We start from the raw sequence: 17,469 nt of genomic DNA on the forward strand, positions 1-17,469 counted from the left end.
GTGCACATCGGGGTTTTAGGTTCGCACGGGTGAGTGCAGTGGGACAAAGTGGCTCTTTAACAGGTTGTTATTAAAGAAAAAATCCCGGCCAAAAAGTATGGTCGTGTCGGGGCAGTCCCTAAGACCCCTTTGGATTGATGGTTGTTACTGGTGTGACCAAAAATGGACTTTCCCGAGTGAGCCCTGAATGGCGAAGACTTTATGGTCCAGCAACAATGAGAGACCACCATCTGATACCCCAAGCCATGATGAATGATAAAACGTTCATGATACAAATGAAAAATGCAGGAATCTCAGATCCAACAGACTATATTCATCGACAAATATCCAGGATACCAAATACTCAACATATAGATGTTCATGATGCTGGTTGGAACAAACAATTTAAACAATGGTTTAAAGATAATCCTAACTTCACGAAACAAGAATTACAGAAAAATATTAAAGAAATGATGGTGGAACATAACATCCCTAAATCCTCAAGGAATGGTATACCCCGCTATAAGAAATGTGGAGGATAATATGAATCTATATTTGATAGAGAATAAGATAAACTCATGGGGAGATTGGGGAGAAATCCTTTGGGCAGGCTTTGCCCCTTGGGATGATAATAGTAATTTAGTTTATATAGAACGAACTGGTCCATTTACCCCATCTATTTATATTGCAGATGGAAATCTAATTATTTCTAATGAAGTAAAATTAAAATTAGAGCACTCTTCACTCAAAGGGATTTCATTCTCTTATAAACTTGAAAAGAAAAAAATAGTCAATATCGATTGGAGCAATTGGGATAAAAATGAAAATATATCATCATATGTTGATGATATACATGAACCAGAAGATCTAATCTATAACAACCCTCATGACAGTTGGACTATGAAAAATATGCCAGATTTATGGCTGGGTGAAATTGACAATAGAATACATCTAATTTCAGATCGGAGTAAAAAAACATCTACCCCATCAGATTATATATATATAGAAAATGGTTACAAAAATGAGAGCAATATTGATTTCTTTATGGGAATAGAAAGAATTGGGTACTTTATAACTCCAAAAGCAAAAGAATGGATGGAGAAAAATTGTCCAAATTGTTTTGACTTTTTCCCAATAGAACAAAAATAGAAAACATTTAGGAGGACAGAATAAAATGCAAATTTTTGTTAAAGAACCTTGGAAAATAGATGGTGTCAAAGTATTACAAGATTGGCCTTTGAGGTGATATATGGATTCTATTGAACAAGCTGAAAAATTACGACTGCTTTTCACTTCATTATGGGAAACCATGTATAACAATGGTGAGAGAAATTGGATAAATGGCATCAATATAATTATCACCTCTCTGACCCTGCCAAATTATAATAGCCTTGAAAATGCAAAAGATGCAATTGAAAGCGCTAACCAAACATTTGGCTCTATGTTAAGAGGAAATGGTAGTTTTTCTGATTATTTTATTTGGAAAGACGATTTCAAAGAGAGAATTAAAGCCAATGAAGAATTTGATAAAATAAAGAATGATATTTATAATTTACTGCCTTAATTAAATATTTTTTATCAAAAACAATTACAGCCGGAAGATAATAAGAGTTTTCCGGCTTTTTAATGTTAGATCGTAATGTTCAGGTAAACTTACCTTGCGTTGTCAGATAACAATAAGATGGGATATTAACTGAAGGTATTATCAGGCTAGGGCAGAATTACTCTAAGTAGTTGTTCCTAATACAGCTATAGTTGGCTTATTTGACCCGTTCGGTCTAGCACAATGTCCAACAGTTAAAGTTGATAAAAATGGGCGGTTACGCTCAGCAAGAACAACTGTAACCCCAGATGTTCTTGGAACAGGCTCAGTTACAAATGCATCATCTCGTAAGTATGCAAGATCGCTTGGTAATAACGATGATGATGCAGGACATATATTAGGTAACGTTCTTGGCGGTCAAGGCAGTAAAAAGAATGTATTTCCTCAATTGCCAGAAATAAATCGCGGTCAGTATAGGGTATTTGAAGATCAAGTAAGGCAATTTATTGAGACAAACGGCCTAGTAGACATCAAATGGAGATTTATATATGGAAATGGTGGTACAAGGCCAACAGAAGTTGCTTATTTGGTCTATCAAGATGGCCAGAGGATTCTTGGAAAGATCTTTAGTAATTAGGTGATTATATGAACAATATTGAGAGAGCACAATCTGTTCTTGAAACATTTATTCAAGAAATGAATAAATGGGAAGTATTTTATTACCGTGAGGGTAGCAGAAAAAGAAATACCCCTATAGTTAAGGAGAAAATGAAAAATGAGCTGGATGAAATTTTTTCAAAAAATTGTACCTTAAAAGAAAGAAAACAAGGGCGGCAAGTCTCATTAATGCTTAGTTCTCCTCCTGATAATGATGAAATCACCTCAAAAGAGCTGGATAAAAATAAGGCTATTTTTATAATTCAGAAACATACAGGATTTAAAAATAAATATCGTTATACATTGCACTTTAAGAATAATGAATGGCGGGTAGATAAGAAAGAATGGCTTTCTGGAGATAAGTGGAAGCAGGATTACCTTTAAACAAAAAAACCGGAAGATTACAAAGATCTTCCGGCTTTCTTATGATCTACCGTGGCGCATACCCACAGTATGCCAGTGCCGACTGGAGCTTAGCGATCGCATCCTTAATCTGATACGCTTCCTCGTCATTTACGGCACAGGCCCGTATCTCCGCCCAGTTCAGCCGCTTCACCAGTTGGGCTAAGGCCAGCGCTTCAAAGTGGGTTAACTGAATGTCCTGCAAATGTTCAATCACCACTTCAGATTATATAAGGAAGAATGCAGATCTTCGCAGATAACACGAACCTTTTGCGACGCCCTCTTTTCAACGAGGTTTGTCAGCAATCTGAGACAGAAGGGACATTTCGCCCCTTCTGTTGTTTCAGGTATTACCTTAGGACAGCGATGACACCAGCACCGACAGTGAAGCCTGACGGATTTGCGGCAAGTGCTCGCGGGCGCCGCCGGTATCAGGGAACGAGGCCATAGCCCCGCTCAGCTTGGCTAGGTTCGGTTTCTCCGCCCCCGGTACTGCGTCAACTGCATGGGTTGTGATGACAGGTTGATTGCTAGCCCAGGACAGTTCCATCAGACCTTCCTTGGTGTAACTCCGTCGGGTAAAGCCCTCGACTAGGTGGTCCACGTTGATCACCGACGAGGAACCTTCCAGCTCGATTTGCAGGTGCCGATGGGCCATAGCCTGACTGCCAAATACCTGACGCACCACCAGAGCCGTTCCGTTGCTGGAATCGGTTAACACCAAGTCGTCATCGTGGCGGTTCACTAGGATGCTCTGCGGATCAGCCAATGGTAGGATCAGGCGGTCTAGGGCTTGGCCTCGGTCGTCGTTATCGATGATGACTGTACGGTAATGGGACCACATCGCCTTGTTGAGGCGGTAGGTATCGTCATCGGCTCCGCCATGCAGAACCACACTGTCGACACCGGCAATGATCGGCGGCGTCAGATCATCTTTGCTGCCGCCAACTCCTCCGCCTTGGAGCAGAAGGGAAGAACCGATGCGCTCCACTGCCGTAAACTTGTTGAGCATCTGCGCGTTACCATCCTTGATCTGATACAGCGCCTGAGTCGTCGGACTGTATACATACGCCGCCTTTTCGCCTGCGGCAATCCCTACGAAGCGCAGATTGTCCGAGACAGGGATGCCATTACCCGAAAATATCTGACCGCTGCCGATATCGAACCAGCCTGGCTCCTTGTTGTCCTGCAAGGTCAGTATCCCTTTGGCCTGCCACTGATCGGCGAGTTTGGTGAGTGCCTGTGACAGTTGGGCCAAGTTATTCTGCTGCCAGCCTTTGTCAACGCCAACTAGCTGCAACTCGCCGTTGTTGGTTCGCAGCAAGATCTCGCCTTTGACCGTGATCAGGCGCATGCCGACGTCGACTTGTTGCGCTGACTTGAGGTGCAACTCGGGCGTCAACTCACTGGCAGCGGGAAGTTGCGCCGAATCGTCAAGCACTTGGTCGGCGCCAAAGGCTGCGGCCAACGCATTCGCGGTCATGGCTGGTTGGCGATACAGCTTGCCGCTTTCTGGCTCAAAGAGACGCGCGGAGGTGCCATCCATTTCGAATCCCAAGAACTGCAACGATTTGTCTGACAGTGCTGCCGAAGCCGCCACCACCTGGCCGTTGTGGTACCACACCGGTAACAGGCTCTTGCCGTCGCTACCTTTGATCCCGAACACGGCCAGAGTGGTGGTGTCGGTGATATTAGCCAGATCCCGCCACCAGTGGGTACGCCCCTTGAGCCAATGTTCGTTGACCGCTTCGTAGTTAAGTTGCCCTTGCGCATCGAGCCGGGCCACACGACCATCCTCGGTGATGGCGAGCAGGCTACCGTTCAGGTTGACCAGATTAGCCAACTCTGGAGTGCTGATACGCAATGCACTAGGATGGTTGGCGTCGAGAACAGTCTGGCCGGGACCTTCTTGACGGAACAGGGCTTTCTGTTCCTTGCTGTAGAAGAAGAATACTTCTGTACCCGCAGGGCGGGGAATGCTGCCCGCCAACACGAGATCGGCTGGGATCGGCCAGGCGCTGCGGGTCTGTTCGTGCGCTTCAAAGTGCAAGGTCCAATCCGCCGGTGGCGCCAGATTCGGCTTGATCAGCGTACCGTCGCTGGTGCGTATCCAGTAGCGATGCGCCACGCCAGCCGTATCCACGCCGAATACCGTGACCAGCGCCGCGCTGGTCGGCTGGATTAGTCGTGCGCCTAACATATACGTCGGAGTTTCACGCTGGGTGCTATTGCTCTCATAGCCCTGGAGTATGGTTTTGAGTTCATCACCATGCCGACCAGTACGTGCCGAAAGCTGGAGTAGCGCATCATCACCCACCGCGCTGACCAACTCCATTCGGTCACCGAGGAGCCGATAGCTCAGTTCAGCTTCCTTCCCTTTTAGCTGATAACGGCGAGCCAAATAAACCGCGTCCCCTTCTTGCCATAACCGACTGATCTGGCCCGCACTCTGGTTGAACCAAGGCTCAAACTGCGCGTCGATCTGTCCAGTGGCGATGTCTACCCGCCACGCCGCCGCGTTGTCGGCATCGTAGAAATAGGCATGGTTGCCCATCACTGCACCTAGTTGGGCATGCTTGGTCTGTTCGTGAGTGGTGTCGGTGAACAGCATCCGTTTGTTGGTCACGTCGTAGAACGCTCGACCAACATCACGCCCATTGTGGCTGTAGTTCTCTACCACCACATACTGCCCGTGCAACTGATGTGCCTTGGCTAGATCATTCAGGTGCTGCTCAATTTGTTGGCCGGGCACCTGCCACTTGCTCGCATCTTCGCTGACTACCTGAGCTGTCAGGCTGGCGAAGTCGACTTCGCGCACTTCGCCCTTGCGGTTGACTACCAGCACTTGCTCTTTCCAGTCTGAATCGAGTTCGACCGCCATTCCACCAACTACCAGTCGGTTCTTCGATACACTGATACTGTCACTGGCAAGCTGGCTGCTGTCGATGATCCAGCGCGATGGCGTACTGCCGACCAGATTGTGTGGGGCGTCGCTCGTGAGCTTCACGCTGGCGCCTTCGTTCAGCCCGATCAGGTACTCACCACCTGCGCCTTTGATCTCGTAATGCAGGTAGCCATGTAATTCCTTGGGCAGTTCGGGCACTATCAGTTGCCGGTTGCGTTGGTCGAGCACCACTTCGATCGGTGTCGCGACATACTCCTGATGAATCCTACGAATTGTTACTTCCCCCGGAAAGATGTAGAAGTCGTAGTCGAACCGTTTATCCTCTTCGAGCCTGCGGATCACATCAAAACCGGCATCATGACGCGTAGTCGCGCCGGGGAGCTGCATGTATTCGTAGTTGATGTAGGACTTAGGTGTACCCGGCAAGATCACAACATTGCTGTCGCCATGTTCAAGAGACCGGGAGGCATCCTTGTAACCAATGCCGCTGCGCACCTCGATCGCCTGACTACGGTCATGGACCATCTTTGGAAAGTCGCCGATCCAGAAGAAGTAATTGATTCTCCCTGAGCCGGTAGAGCCAGAATGGGTGCGGTAAATATATTGACTGTCGAAGTCGATCTGATTCTTGCGCAGATCCAGGGTTTTGATCACAGCCCCGGGCAGGGGTACCAGCACTTTCTTCTCGTTGTCATACCGATAGCCATTGCCTTTGTAGGCATCGTCGAGCGTGTTGAAGTAACGGCCTACCGCCTTGGCATCCTCGGCGACCGCGCCAAAGGCTTGCGCCAGTGCCGTAAAGCCTACCGCAAGCCCGCCAAGGATCACGCCAGCCCCACCGAGTACCGCCCCAGCTGTCGAGGCGCCCATCAACCCGGCGCCCACTCCGGCGGTACCGGTGACGAAGCTGGCTGAGTCGAACGCTAGCTGGGTACCGAATACCGCTTTCTGCACATCGTTCTCAGCATGGGCCAGCTCATAAGCATCCAGACCGACCATAGCGCCGCCAAACAGCACCCCTGCGCCTTCGTTAACAGTGTGCCCCAGGATGGAGGTAAAGTCCTTGAGTGAGGTTTCGGCGGCCATCACTTCGCCGCGCAGCGCCGTGCGCACCAGCGCAGTGATCTTGGTTACATCCTGTACGCCACCATGAGCCATCTGGACAAAGTTGAGGTAGCTGTGGACCTTGAGCGCGGTGGCCAGGTCAGGAGAAGCGATCCCACGTGCCGCATCGTTGCGGTTCTTGTCGGCAAACCATTGGATCAGCGTCTGTATTGCAAACCCGGCGTTTAACCCATCAACCGGAGCTGCTTCGCTGATACCGCTTTTAGGCCGTATCTGGCCGTGTTCGAAGGTGAAATGTTGGCTTAGGGTGAGCATATGTTCATCAACGAAGCGGCGGAATTCGATAAAGGTGGTATCGCCGCTGCTCACCCAACGGGTCTCCTCGGGTTGGTCGCGATTGATGAACTGGACTCGGTAGCGGCCTTCGCCTTGGTCTTCGGTATTACTAATCACCGGCATCCAGCGCTGGTCAAGGTTGTTTTCTTGGGCGAGCCGTGTGCTGGCCTCAGCGAACCTCGCTCCCCACTGTTCGGCGTCGAGGGTCGCCAACGCAGTGTGCAACCGAGCGTCCTTGGCAATCCGTACTTGGGCGTTAACCGCCTGTTCAACCTGCCGCCGTTGCTCTATGACCGTGGTTAGTTCATCGGGGCGGGTCAGGTCGGCCACGTTCAGGTCGTTGCCCACCGGCACCTTTGCCATCTTGCCGGTATCGATCTCCACCAGGTTGAAGATAGGGGTCAACTCGTCGCCAAGCGAACCGTAGTGGGCGGCCAGTTTGCGCCCCACCAAGTGATTCTTCATGGCCCGGAAGAAGCTGACTGCATCGTTGAAGGCAAAAATCCCGACATTCGGGTCATAGAAATAGTAACGACGTCCTTCGAGTCCGATTGTATTTCCCACCATCATTGAGTGATTTGGGGTATTGAGCGCGAACATTGAGGTTTTGGTCGCCCCTTTTAGCAGGGAAACTACTTCGGACAATTTAACCTGCCCCCGCGCCGTTGATGCTTGTACGGCCTCAACGTTATTGGAGTGTAGTCTGATCAGACTGTTTGTCAGTAGCGTGGAACTGCTTGCGTGGGGATCGGCGGCAGCCAGGAAGAGTTTTTCCACCAGACTGTTGATACCTGTTTCGCCGTTGTTAGCCAGCGCCACCGCCATCGCCCTGACCAAGGGGTAGCAACGGCCGCCGGACTTGTCGCCGACCAGTGACAGGTAAAAATCCTGTGGCGCCAGACGGTCGAAGCTACTTCCGGCGCGATGAAAGTCCTCGCTGTACACCGCCGTCCACTTCAATACTTTGTCGATGTACTCTGCCTGGCTGGTTTCAGTGATGTGAACGCTCAAAGCGCCTTGCTGCTCGGGAGTGAGCTGGCCTTTGAGAAACAGGCTCTTCATCTCCAGGGCCGACATTCTGTCGTACAGCCCGGGGATGTTGATATCGCGGAAGTGGCGCTGACCATTGGTAAACGCGGTACCATGCACATTATGTTGGTGAGCTTCGGCGATCGCATAACGTTCGCCCACGCTACTGGTATGCTCCGGTCCGCTGTTCTGCATGGACGTATTGTCGATCCGCACCACGGCGGCCATGCCGTCCCTGGATTTGATCTGCTGCCATAACCAGCTTTGTTCGACGAAGCTAGCTTCACGCAGAACCGTATCGTATTGCGCTTTGTAGTACTCCAGAGTGATATTGATCTGTTTTATCTGTTGGTCAATCAGGTCGTGCCGAGAGCTAGTGCGCCGCTCTTCATAAAGTTTGTCTCGCTTGTTCGTCAACTGCTTGGTATCAGTGTTAATCCTGTCGTAAACTTCGGTGCGCAGCTTGGTCCACGCGGCAATTGCGGGATGATCAAGAGAAAACTCACCCTCTCTGTATACACCGTCGGCGATCCCTTCGACTGATACCCCGAACTGGGCAGCTACTTTTTTTAGTCGTTGGTGAATTTCTTCACGGTAAGTGGCGAATTGAGCTTGGTTGCGTTCAATTACTTGACTGTCTGCGATCTGGATCGAGAGTGGTTCTTCGCCGCCGCGTAATTTTAGCCGAAGCGTCTGGCCGTCTTGCTGATACTCCTGGCGCTGGAGCGCTAACTGCCATTGGTCATTGACGTATTGCATGTACGCCACGGCGAGGTTTTCGGTGGTGGCTGCTGCTTGGTAATCTTTGTAGTCCACTGCCATCACCACGTTATCGTATAGCAGCGAACTGTTGACTCGGCCATCGTGGTAGACCCGGTAGGTATTGGCATCTAGGCTGGTCACCACCACCGAGCCGCCCGATAGCGTTCCGGTAAACAGAAAGCTTCCCGCGATCGCATGCTTAGGAATGTCTACATAGGCTGGTGACGCATTGGCTTGGTCGGTGCTGTCGTAGCCGAGAAAATACGCTGGCATGCTGTTAGCGCCTTCTGCCGCTACATCGTTATTAGCGTTTCGATCGGTGTAGTCTAGCTCGTACAAGCCTGAGCCGATTTTCACTAGCAGGGCGTTCCCTTCTGCCGGGAGGCTACCCGACCTGATCAGTGTTTCGGCGTTGATGGTGTTGGATTTGGCGAATAACACAGGATTGGCGGCGAACTGATGGATATCGGCGCTGCCCCGACGAGGCTCAGAGCCGCCATTCATGGGCACTAGCTCCCCTTTGAGTTCACTATCCCGTAGTGCTTGTGAGAGCAGCGCCGGGTTGTGTACATCGTACCCGCGCGTCTGCAAGGTATGCGCCAGGGCCTTCTCGATCGGAATATCGGTCAGCAAGGAGTGTGTACCTGCCGCCGCAATCAGTTGCGCTCGGGACTGACCATGACTGCTCGATCCGCCCGCGGCCGTTTCAGAATAGGAAATGCCTTTGCCCACGCGATACATACCAGTCGGAGTGTGTTCGACAAAGGCTGTCGCCGGTAACAGTTCGTTAAGCTTTTTGCCGATGGTTTGGGCATGCTCGATCCCGGCTCTGGAAAGGTAGATAACGGCTTGGTCGGTACGGCTGCCCAGATTTTTCGGCCCCATGATCTTGGCCTGTTCCAGCCAGCCGCGATTGTCATCATTGAACAATTGGGTCAATGCCCGGGCAAGCACGTTGAAATGCACCTTGCTAACGTTGATGGTCAGCCGTGCGCCAAGCTTGCCGCGGGCGCCATAACGTTGCGCAAAATCCTTGGGCAGCATTCGGAAAGCTTCAGCATTGCCCAAGGCGTCATCAGTTTGCGAAGCCAGAGCTGTTTTCTCATTGCCTTGTACCAAGATGTCGACTGTCGTGGCGCGTGTCGCCAGTGCCTTGATATAACCGACAAATGCCTGTTGCTCGTTTTTATCGAGGCTACTGATACCGACCGGCCTGTCATTACTGTAGCGCCGATAAGCGTTGCCCTCTAGCGTCTGTTCCAGCGTTTTCTGTTGCTGGAGAAGCTGAGGACTCCACTTGCGACCGTTTTCACGGAACCCCTTCTTGATCTCTTGGATCAGCATTTGGATCTTCGGTTTGCTCTTCATCTCTTTAAAGGTCGCCTGCGCAGATGCAAGCAGCGACTGGTAGCTGTTACTAGGCATGATGGTTCTCCTTAGGAAAATCCTACTTTGGTATTTACGGGTTACAACGCTTCATGAATGGCTGGATTACGGTGGACACGGTTGGTCGTTTGCGAGCTGAGAATCTTTCATCTGTAAGGTCCACAGCCGGGTATAGAGTCCGTCCAGAGCGAGCAGTTGCTCGTGGCTGCCCTGTTCGACCACTTGACCTTGGTCGATCACCAGAATCCGCTGGGCATGGCGCAGGGTATTAAGACGATGGGCGACGCTGATCACTGTACGGCCCTGAGCAATGCGCTGTAGGTTAGCCATCACCGCTGCTTCCGACTCGTAGTCCAGGGCGCTAGTGGCCTCATCCAGTAGTAGTATCCCCGGATTGGTCAGCAACGCTCGGGCTAGGGCGATGCGTTGGCGTTGCCCACCGGAAAGCTGGCCGCCACGCTCGCCGACTTGGGTTTCATAGCCTCGGTCCAGCGCGTTGATAAAACTATCGGCTCCGGCCAGAGTCGCTGCTTCATGCACCTCCGCATCGCTGGCTTGGGGTCGGCATAAGCGGATGTTTTCGGCGATGGTGCCGGCAAACAGCACGCTTTCTTGCAGTACTATGCTCATGTTGCGACGCAACGCTGCCGGATCTGCGATCGCCAAATCGATTCCATCCACCAACACTTGGCCGTGTTGGGGCACATAGAGGCGCTGCAACAACCGGGCTAGGGTGGATTTACCTGAGCCGGACGGACCTGTGATGCCGACGAATTCGCCGGGATGAATTTCGATGTTGAGGTTGCGTAACACCTCATGACCATCCTTGTCATAGCGAAAGCGCACGCCCTTGAAGCTCACTCCTCCCTGTAACTTGGGTACGGAGGCCAGGCCGCCATTGCCACTTTCCCCCTCCTCATCAAGAATGTCGCCAATCCTGCGCATTGAGATCAGGGTGTGCTGGAAATCCTGGCAGATCTGGGCCAGACGCAGAATCGGTTGGGTCACGTGTTCTGAAAGCATGTTGAAAGCCACCAGCTCCCCTGGGCTGAGTTTGCCCTCCATGACCAGAGTAACGCCCCACCACAGCAGCAGGGCGGAGGTTAGCTTCTGGATTAGGTCGATCCCCTGACCGGCCAGAATCCCTACCACTTTGGCGCGGAATGAGGCGCGGACGAAGGCGGATAGCTGCCGCTCCCAGCGGTGTAGGAAGCCGGCTTCGGTGGCGCTGGTTTTGATGGTTTCGATGCCGGTGACCGACTCGGTAAGGAAGGCGGTGTTGTCGGCCCCTAACTCGTATTCCCGTAATACCCGGGTACGCAGTATGGGTCCGATACATAGCCAGAACAGGAAGTAGAGCGCCAGGGAACCGAGTACCAGCCAGGTTAGCTCGGTGGCGTAGAGGAACATCACGGCTACAAACAGGCCAACAAAGGCCAGATCCAGTACCATAGTCAGCGCCGAACCGGTGAGGAATTGACGGATCTGGTTCATTTCGCGCACCCGGGCGATGATCTCTCCGGTCTGACGTTGCTGGAAATAGCTCATAGGCAGGGATGTTAGGTGCTGATAAAGGCGGCTGGAAAGCTCGGAGTTGACCTTGCTGGCGAGGTTGGCGAATAGCCAGGAACGAAGGAATCCATAGACTGGCTCGAACAAAGCCAGGGTTAACATGGCGATTCCTAGCACTTGCAGGCTAGATAGACTACGGCTGACCAGCACCCGATCGATCACGTTTTCGAACAGTATGGGAGTCACCAAGGCGATCACTTGTAGCATCAGAGACACTAAGATCACGTTCCTGAACTGGCTGACATGCTTACGGATGGAAGGCACGAACCAGCCGAAGCCAAATTTCTGCCGTTTCGGCGGTTCGGTCGCTTCCGCCAGCAGCACGGCGCCGCCTTGCCAATGGCTGGCGAGGACGGACCGGGGATAGCGACATGTCTTGCTCGCGCTTGGCTGATACAAGGTAACTAACTCGCCCTCGACTTTTTCTAGCACCAGCCAGCCCTGTTCCGTATCCAGCAGGATAGGAAGAGGCAGAGTGTTGAGACGGCTCATATCTGTGGTGATGTGGCGTGCCCTCAGGCCGATCCACTGGGCGCAGCGGCATAGATCTTGGCTGTTCGAGACTCCTTGGGCGCGTCCGAGACGGTGGCTCAGTTGTTCCGGTTCCACCGCCAAGTTGAAATGGCGGGCGGCATGAGCCAGAGCCAGTAGGCCGCCATCCGTTACAGCCTTGGATTTGTCGACGGTGGTCGGTTTCGACAGAATAGATTCGATGGTTGACATTATCGTTCCCTCAATGCTTCAGACTGGTACTGTTGCAGTGGGCTGAGTAGGTAGTCGATCACCCGCCGCTCACCAGTGCGGATTTCGGCGGTGATACTCATGCCTGCTTGTAGCGGTACCTCATGTTCGTCCATTGCGATGGAGGAGCGTTCCATCTGGATCTGTGCGGGGAATATCAAGCCTAGTTGTTCATCCTTGACCGCATCCTTGGAGACGTGGGCGACCTTACCCCGTATAGTGCCATAGCGGGTATAGGGAAATGAGTCGACTTTAATCTCCACCGGCTGGCCCGCGTGCACGAACCCCACATCTTTGTTCAACACCATCACCTCGGCCTCCAGGGGGGTATCATCGGGCACGATCACCATTAGCTGTTGGGCCGATTGCACTACGCCTCCCAGCGTGTGGATCGCTAACTGTTGCACCACGCCGTCGACCGGCGCCCGCAGGCTCTGGAGCCGCTGTTTTTCGCCGGCCTTTATCAATTGCTGTGTCATGACCGCGACGGCGGTTTGAGCTTCGTTCAACTGGTCGTAGTATTCCCGGCGGGTCTTGGTCAGGTAGCGGTTCCGGCTCTCCTCTAGTACCTGATATTGCGCCTTGAGGACGGCCAACTCGGCGTACTGTTGAGAAAGGATACGTTCGATCTCTAGTTTTTCCTTCTCCTGTTCTAGTAGCTCGACTTTTGGCAGTAGCTTGCTGGCGGCCAGGGTACGACGGGCCTCAAGACGCACTTTGATATTGGTTAGTAGTTTCTCCAGCTCAGTGATATCGGCGTTACGCGCACTCTGGTTCGCTTGGTTGACGTTCATCTCTCCATCCAGACTTTCTAAATTGGCGACCATCTCTTTCCAGATGCTGACCAAGTGCTCTCTAGCTAGCTCGACCTGTGCCTGCGGTATACTTTCCTGTACGGCGAAATGCTCAGTAGGGGTTTCGGTTAGCAGGGCCTGTAATCTAGCTAGCTCCAACCGCTTGAAGTTTAGTTGCTCCTGCCGCTCTTTCAGCTCGGCCTCGACTCCTATGGGGTTGAGTTTGATCAGTACATCTCCGGCCTTAACCTTTTGTCCGTCACGTACATGAATCGCCACAATCTCGCCGGGTTCAAGGGACTGGATCACCTTAGAGTGGCTGGACACCAGCAGCCGGCCTGTGGCGTTGGCATGAATATCTAGGCGACCGCCAATGGACCAGAGTAGAACCACCAGCAGAAATAGGGTCAATGCTATCGCTGTGCGCCTTGCCCAAGGAGCGGGAGGGCGTTCAACGATCTCCAGGTAGCCGGGCTGAAATTCGTACTCGTCGCGGGTGCGTTTCATCGCTTTAGGAGCGTTACGCTCCCGACGCCAGGCCAGGAGGACGGTTTTTAGGTGTTTCTTGAACGACATCATGCCGTCTCCTTTCGTAATTCTTGCTGTATTTGCCACAATCTGGCGTAGCAGCCTTCCTTAGCCAGCAACTGGTGATGGTTGCCTGATTCGGTGATAAGGCCCTGCTCCAAAGTGATGATGCGGTCGCAGTGACGCACCGTGGACAGGCGGTGGGCAATGATGATGACGGTGCGCCCTAGAGCGATCTCGGCCATGTTGGCTTGGATCAGCGCCTGGGATTCGTCATCAAGGGCGCTGGTCGCTTCGTCGAAGATCAATATCTTGGGATTAGCCATCAGCGCACGGGCGATGGCAATGCGCTGGCGCTGTCCTCCCGATAGGGAGCTGCCAGCCTCGGCCAGAACCGTGTCATAACCCAGAGGTAGTTGCAGGATAAAGTCATGTGCGCCTGCCAGTTTAGCGACTGTCATCACCTTCTCCAGCGAGGCGGAAGGATCTTTGAGTGCTATGTTGTGGCGCACGCTACGGTTGAACAGATAGTTCTCCTGTAGTACCACCCCAATCTGGCCGCGCAGGTAGCCGGGATCTAGCTGGTGTAGAGGAATGCCGTCGATTAAGATCTCCCCTTCGTCCGGAGCGTAGAGCTTCTGTAATAAGCGGGTCAGCGTACTCTTACCCGAACCGGAGGGACCGACAATGCCTAAGTTCTCGCCGGATCTGATATGCAGGGTAATCCTCTGCAACACTGGGGCTTGATGGGGCTGGTAGCGGAACACTAGGTTGCGTATTTGTAGATCGCCAGAGAGTGGTTGTTGAGGACGGATGTTCCCCTGCTCCTGCTCGACGGGCAGGTTGAGTATGTCGCCGAGCTTATCGACAGCGACCCGGGTTTGGACAAACTGTTGCCACAGGTCGATGAGTTTGGCGATGGGTTGATTGGTGTGGGATACCATCATGTTGAAAGCGATCAGTTGGCCTATGGTGAGTTCCAGAGAGATCACCATGTTGGCGCCCAGCCAGATGATCCCGACGCCGGTCGTTTTTTGTAGCAGCATAACCCCGTGGCTGATGAAGCTGTTGAGGGTCTGAGTGCGGAAACCGGCTTCGACCATGTTCGCGGTCTGGGATTCCCAGCGCCGTTGCATCCTAGGTTCTACCGCCAGGCTCTTGATGGTTTCAGCGCCGCTGACGGACTCGTTCAGGAATGAGGTATTGAGGGCCGCTGTCTGGAACTGTTGTTCGATGCGCTGTTGCAACGGTTTGGAGCTAAACCAGGCCAGCAGGAAATAGAGAGGTAATATCGCTAGTACCACACAGGTTAGGGACGGCGATAGCCAGGCCATTACCCCGAAGAAGACAAAGGCGGAGGCTAGGTCCACGCACAGGGTTAGCATGGAGCCGGTCAGGAAGTCACGAATGTTGTCGAGCTCTTGCACTCGGGTGATGATAGCGCCTACCTGACGGTGTTTGAAGTAGAGAAGGGGCAGGCCGAGTAGGTGCCGGAACAGCTTGATCCCCAAGGTGATATCGATGCGGTTGGCGGTGTGGGCGAAAAGATATTCGCGTAGTCCCCGGAGCACCACTTCGAACAGCCCAACCACCACCAGCACGATTACCAGTACGTCCAGGGTGGACAGCGCTTTGTGTACCAACACTTTGTCCATCACCACTTGGAAAAACAGGGGGGTGACTAGGGCAAGTAATTGAAGCATTAGGGAAAAAAGCAGCACCTCGCCGAGGAGGCGGCGATGATGGATAAACGCAGGTATAAACCAAGAGACATCGAACCGGAGGGAAGCTTCCCCTAACCGGATCACCTCCCCGCTCCATCTGGCTTCTAGCTCGTTGATGGGGAGTATTTCGGGTGAAACGGCATTAGGAGATTGGATCAGGGCCTGATCAGTGGAAAGGCGAGCTAATACAACAAATCCTCCCTGTTTGTCGCGAAAGGCCAGAGGCAGGAGCTTGGGAGTTAATCTGGAGAATTTTAAGCGGCACAATGCCAGATCAACATCATGTGCCTTGCCGTACTCTTTTATTGCAGGTTTCAGTTTGCCGTGAGAGAGCAAAGGCTGTGGTTCCTGAGCCTCACCTTTAGCTAATTGTAATAATAATCGGCAGCAGTTAAGAGCGGATGGCAATGTATCGGCATTGCCGGATATATTTTCCCTATTCATTATAATTTTCCCTCACGTGATACCGTTCTCACGTTATTGGCATAAAAAAAAATCTCTCCGCAAGATGATGTATTGCAGAGTCAATTAATAATAATTTGTATTAATAGCACGGGCTTTAATTCGACTATATGTCATTTCCATAGGTGGGTGCAAGTTAAAGCTAATGAAAGTTGCGATTAATTAATTGATATTATATTAAAAAATAGGAATGAAAATAAAATATCTCATTTTGGATCATAAGATGAATTATTTATTTCATTGCGGGAAAAGTAGTGTCAAAAAATTGTTAATTTATCGTTGCTAATATTTCGTTATTAATCGGGCTATGGTATTCATCATCTGAATATATTGAATTGATATTAAACATATCCGTTTTTATTTTTTATGGAGGGAAAGAAGTTAAGAGAGAAATATTGGTGATGGTTGTCAGGAATACCGCTTTCAAATTTTTAACAAATTCGTTTAGGTTATAAATGACCCTTTACTACTAACTGTTTTGCAACCTCCTCAGTTACCTTGTCGAAACAGCCAGAGAGTGAACAGAACTCAGTTGGGTAATGAATCAGCAGATTTGCATGCTGATATGGTCACACGCAAAAATTGGAAGTAGACGAGCATCATTCATAACGTTGCATCAGAATCTTCTCCCGCTGTTTTTTTGTAATGGATGAAAAGCCAGAGTCTGTGAGCATAGAGTCGTCGTTGGGCTGGAAACGGGTAATGCCTGATACTTCTCTTGAGCTGATTGCGATACCCGGTAGCTATTTTAGTTTGTTAGAGAATAATGAGAATAAAACTGTTTTAGTTCAGGCTTTGAATAAGGCGTTAGCAATTAGTTATTCAGTTGTAAAGCGGAAGTGTAATACTGATATTAGTCAGGAATATTGAATAATTTAACCTTGATATGATAATCCAGTACATGTTGTTTATACCGGATTTTTCTTAAAACAGAATAATGAAAGAGATTATCTTAATAATCCTGTTTAACCAGAAAAAGCATCAGGGAAACACCAATGCTGCACCATATTTTTTCCATTCCCAATAATAATTGTCTTTTGAAAACTATCTATTTTATTATTTTTCTGATTAGTCAGATTGTTATTGAGAAAACAACTTATAGAAAATAAGACAAGTCTGAAAATGCGTTTTAATTGTAATGTCAACTTTGTTACTTTGTTGTTAAATACAAACACTTAAGTAATAAAATGAAAATATATAGTATTATGCTGTAGGTTGAGGCTATTGCATTTGAAGGACATTTGTGAGAGTTTGTTTTTTAATTGATATAGAGGGAGTTTTGAATAATCATTTAAATGCATAACAGTATATTATCTACCTATTCCATATTCATAATAATGACCTGAAATAATACTTATTATGATGGAGCTAATTTGGTTTTAATTTATATTGATCTGTTTTTGGCATTTGCCTTAACAGTTACATCTTTGGTTGTATAATTTAGTATCGTCCAATAAAAATTTCAGAGATTAATTTAATTTATCTAAGGAAATAGGAAAGATTAAATATCTTATTTCAGATAATAAGATGAATTATTTATTCCGTTGTCAGGAAAATTAGCATTGAAGAATTGTTAATTAATAG

The 17,469-nt window shown here is 50.2% G+C and carries 11 protein-coding genes; 6 read left to right on the top strand and 5 right to left on the bottom strand.

The features are described from left to right. Nucleotides 1–137 precede the first annotated feature (137 nt). The 5 genes from EAE93_RS16695 to EAE93_RS16715 all read left to right on the top strand — a co-directional run bounded on the left by EAE93_RS16695 (nucleotide 138) and on the right by EAE93_RS16715 (nucleotide 2,563). Complete coding sequence (locus EAE93_RS16695; protein ID WP_214040149.1) at nucleotides 138–521, top strand: DUF2380 domain-containing protein; 384 nt, start codon at nucleotides 138–140, stop codon at nucleotides 519–521. 1 nt (nucleotide 522) lies between these two features. Further along, nucleotides 523–1,128: a hypothetical protein gene (locus EAE93_RS16700; protein ID WP_214040150.1), complete on the top strand. Its 606-nt coding sequence runs from the start codon at nucleotides 523–525 to the stop codon at nucleotides 1,126–1,128. 100 nt (nucleotides 1,129–1,228) lie between these two features. Further along, a complete protein-coding gene (locus EAE93_RS16705) occupies nucleotides 1,229–1,543 on the top strand; it encodes a hypothetical protein (protein ID WP_214040151.1) in 315 nt (104 codons plus the stop codon). A gap of 187 nt (nucleotides 1,544–1,730) precedes the next feature. Then, nucleotides 1,731–2,159 carry a DNA/RNA non-specific endonuclease gene (locus tag EAE93_RS16710; RefSeq protein WP_214040158.1) on the top strand — a complete coding sequence of 143 codons (429 nt, stop codon included), beginning with the start codon at nucleotides 1,731–1,733 and terminating at the stop codon, nucleotides 2,157–2,159. An 8-nt stretch (nucleotides 2,160–2,167) separates the two neighbouring features. Further along, the gene (locus EAE93_RS16715) at nucleotides 2,168–2,563 is read left to right on the top strand and encodes an NTF2 fold immunity protein (protein WP_214040152.1); all 396 of its coding nucleotides are present in this window, start codon (nucleotides 2,168–2,170) and stop codon (nucleotides 2,561–2,563) included. A 46-nt stretch (nucleotides 2,564–2,609) separates the two neighbouring features. Here EAE93_RS16715 and EAE93_RS25345 read toward each other — a convergent pair whose 3' ends face one another. From EAE93_RS25345 to EAE93_RS16735, 5 genes are all read right to left on the bottom strand, one after another. Continuing rightward, nucleotides 2,610–2,801: a DUF7706 family protein gene (locus tag EAE93_RS25345; protein WP_415186297.1), complete on the bottom strand. Its 192-nt coding sequence runs from the start codon at nucleotides 2,799–2,801 to the stop codon at nucleotides 2,610–2,612. A gap of 135 nt (nucleotides 2,802–2,936) precedes the next feature. Beyond that, on the bottom strand, nucleotides 2,937–10,103 hold the full coding sequence (locus EAE93_RS16720) for a TcdA/TcdB pore-forming domain-containing protein (protein WP_214040153.1): 7,167 nt from the start codon (nucleotides 10,101–10,103) through the stop codon (nucleotides 2,937–2,939). A gap of 66 nt (nucleotides 10,104–10,169) precedes the next feature. Continuing rightward, nucleotides 10,170–12,359, bottom strand: a complete 2,190-nt coding sequence (locus tag EAE93_RS16725) for a type I secretion system permease/ATPase (protein ID WP_250151075.1) — start codon at nucleotides 12,357–12,359, stop codon at nucleotides 10,170–10,172. Continuing rightward, on the bottom strand, nucleotides 12,359–13,747 hold the full coding sequence (locus EAE93_RS16730) for an HlyD family type I secretion periplasmic adaptor subunit (protein ID WP_044467128.1): 1,389 nt from the start codon (nucleotides 13,745–13,747) through the stop codon (nucleotides 12,359–12,361). Before EAE93_RS16730 ends, EAE93_RS16725 begins: the two co-directional genes overlap by 1 nt. Then, the gene (locus EAE93_RS16735) at nucleotides 13,747–15,867 is read right to left on the bottom strand and encodes a type I secretion system permease/ATPase (protein WP_214040154.1); all 2,121 of its coding nucleotides are present in this window, start codon (nucleotides 15,865–15,867) and stop codon (nucleotides 13,747–13,749) included. Before EAE93_RS16735 ends, EAE93_RS16730 begins: the two co-directional genes overlap by 1 nt. A 720-nt stretch (nucleotides 15,868–16,587) precedes the next feature. Between EAE93_RS16735 and EAE93_RS16740 the strand changes: the two genes are divergently transcribed. Further along, entirely contained in the window at nucleotides 16,588–16,755 is a 168-nt protein-coding gene (locus tag EAE93_RS16740; protein WP_157297547.1) for a hypothetical protein, read from the top strand. Nucleotides 16,756–17,469: the final 714 nt, after the last annotated feature.

Origin of the sequence: Photorhabdus akhurstii (genome assembly GCF_018448925.1) — a bacterium.
GTDB classification, from domain to species: Bacteria; Pseudomonadota; Gammaproteobacteria; order Enterobacterales; family Enterobacteriaceae; genus Photorhabdus; species Photorhabdus akhurstii.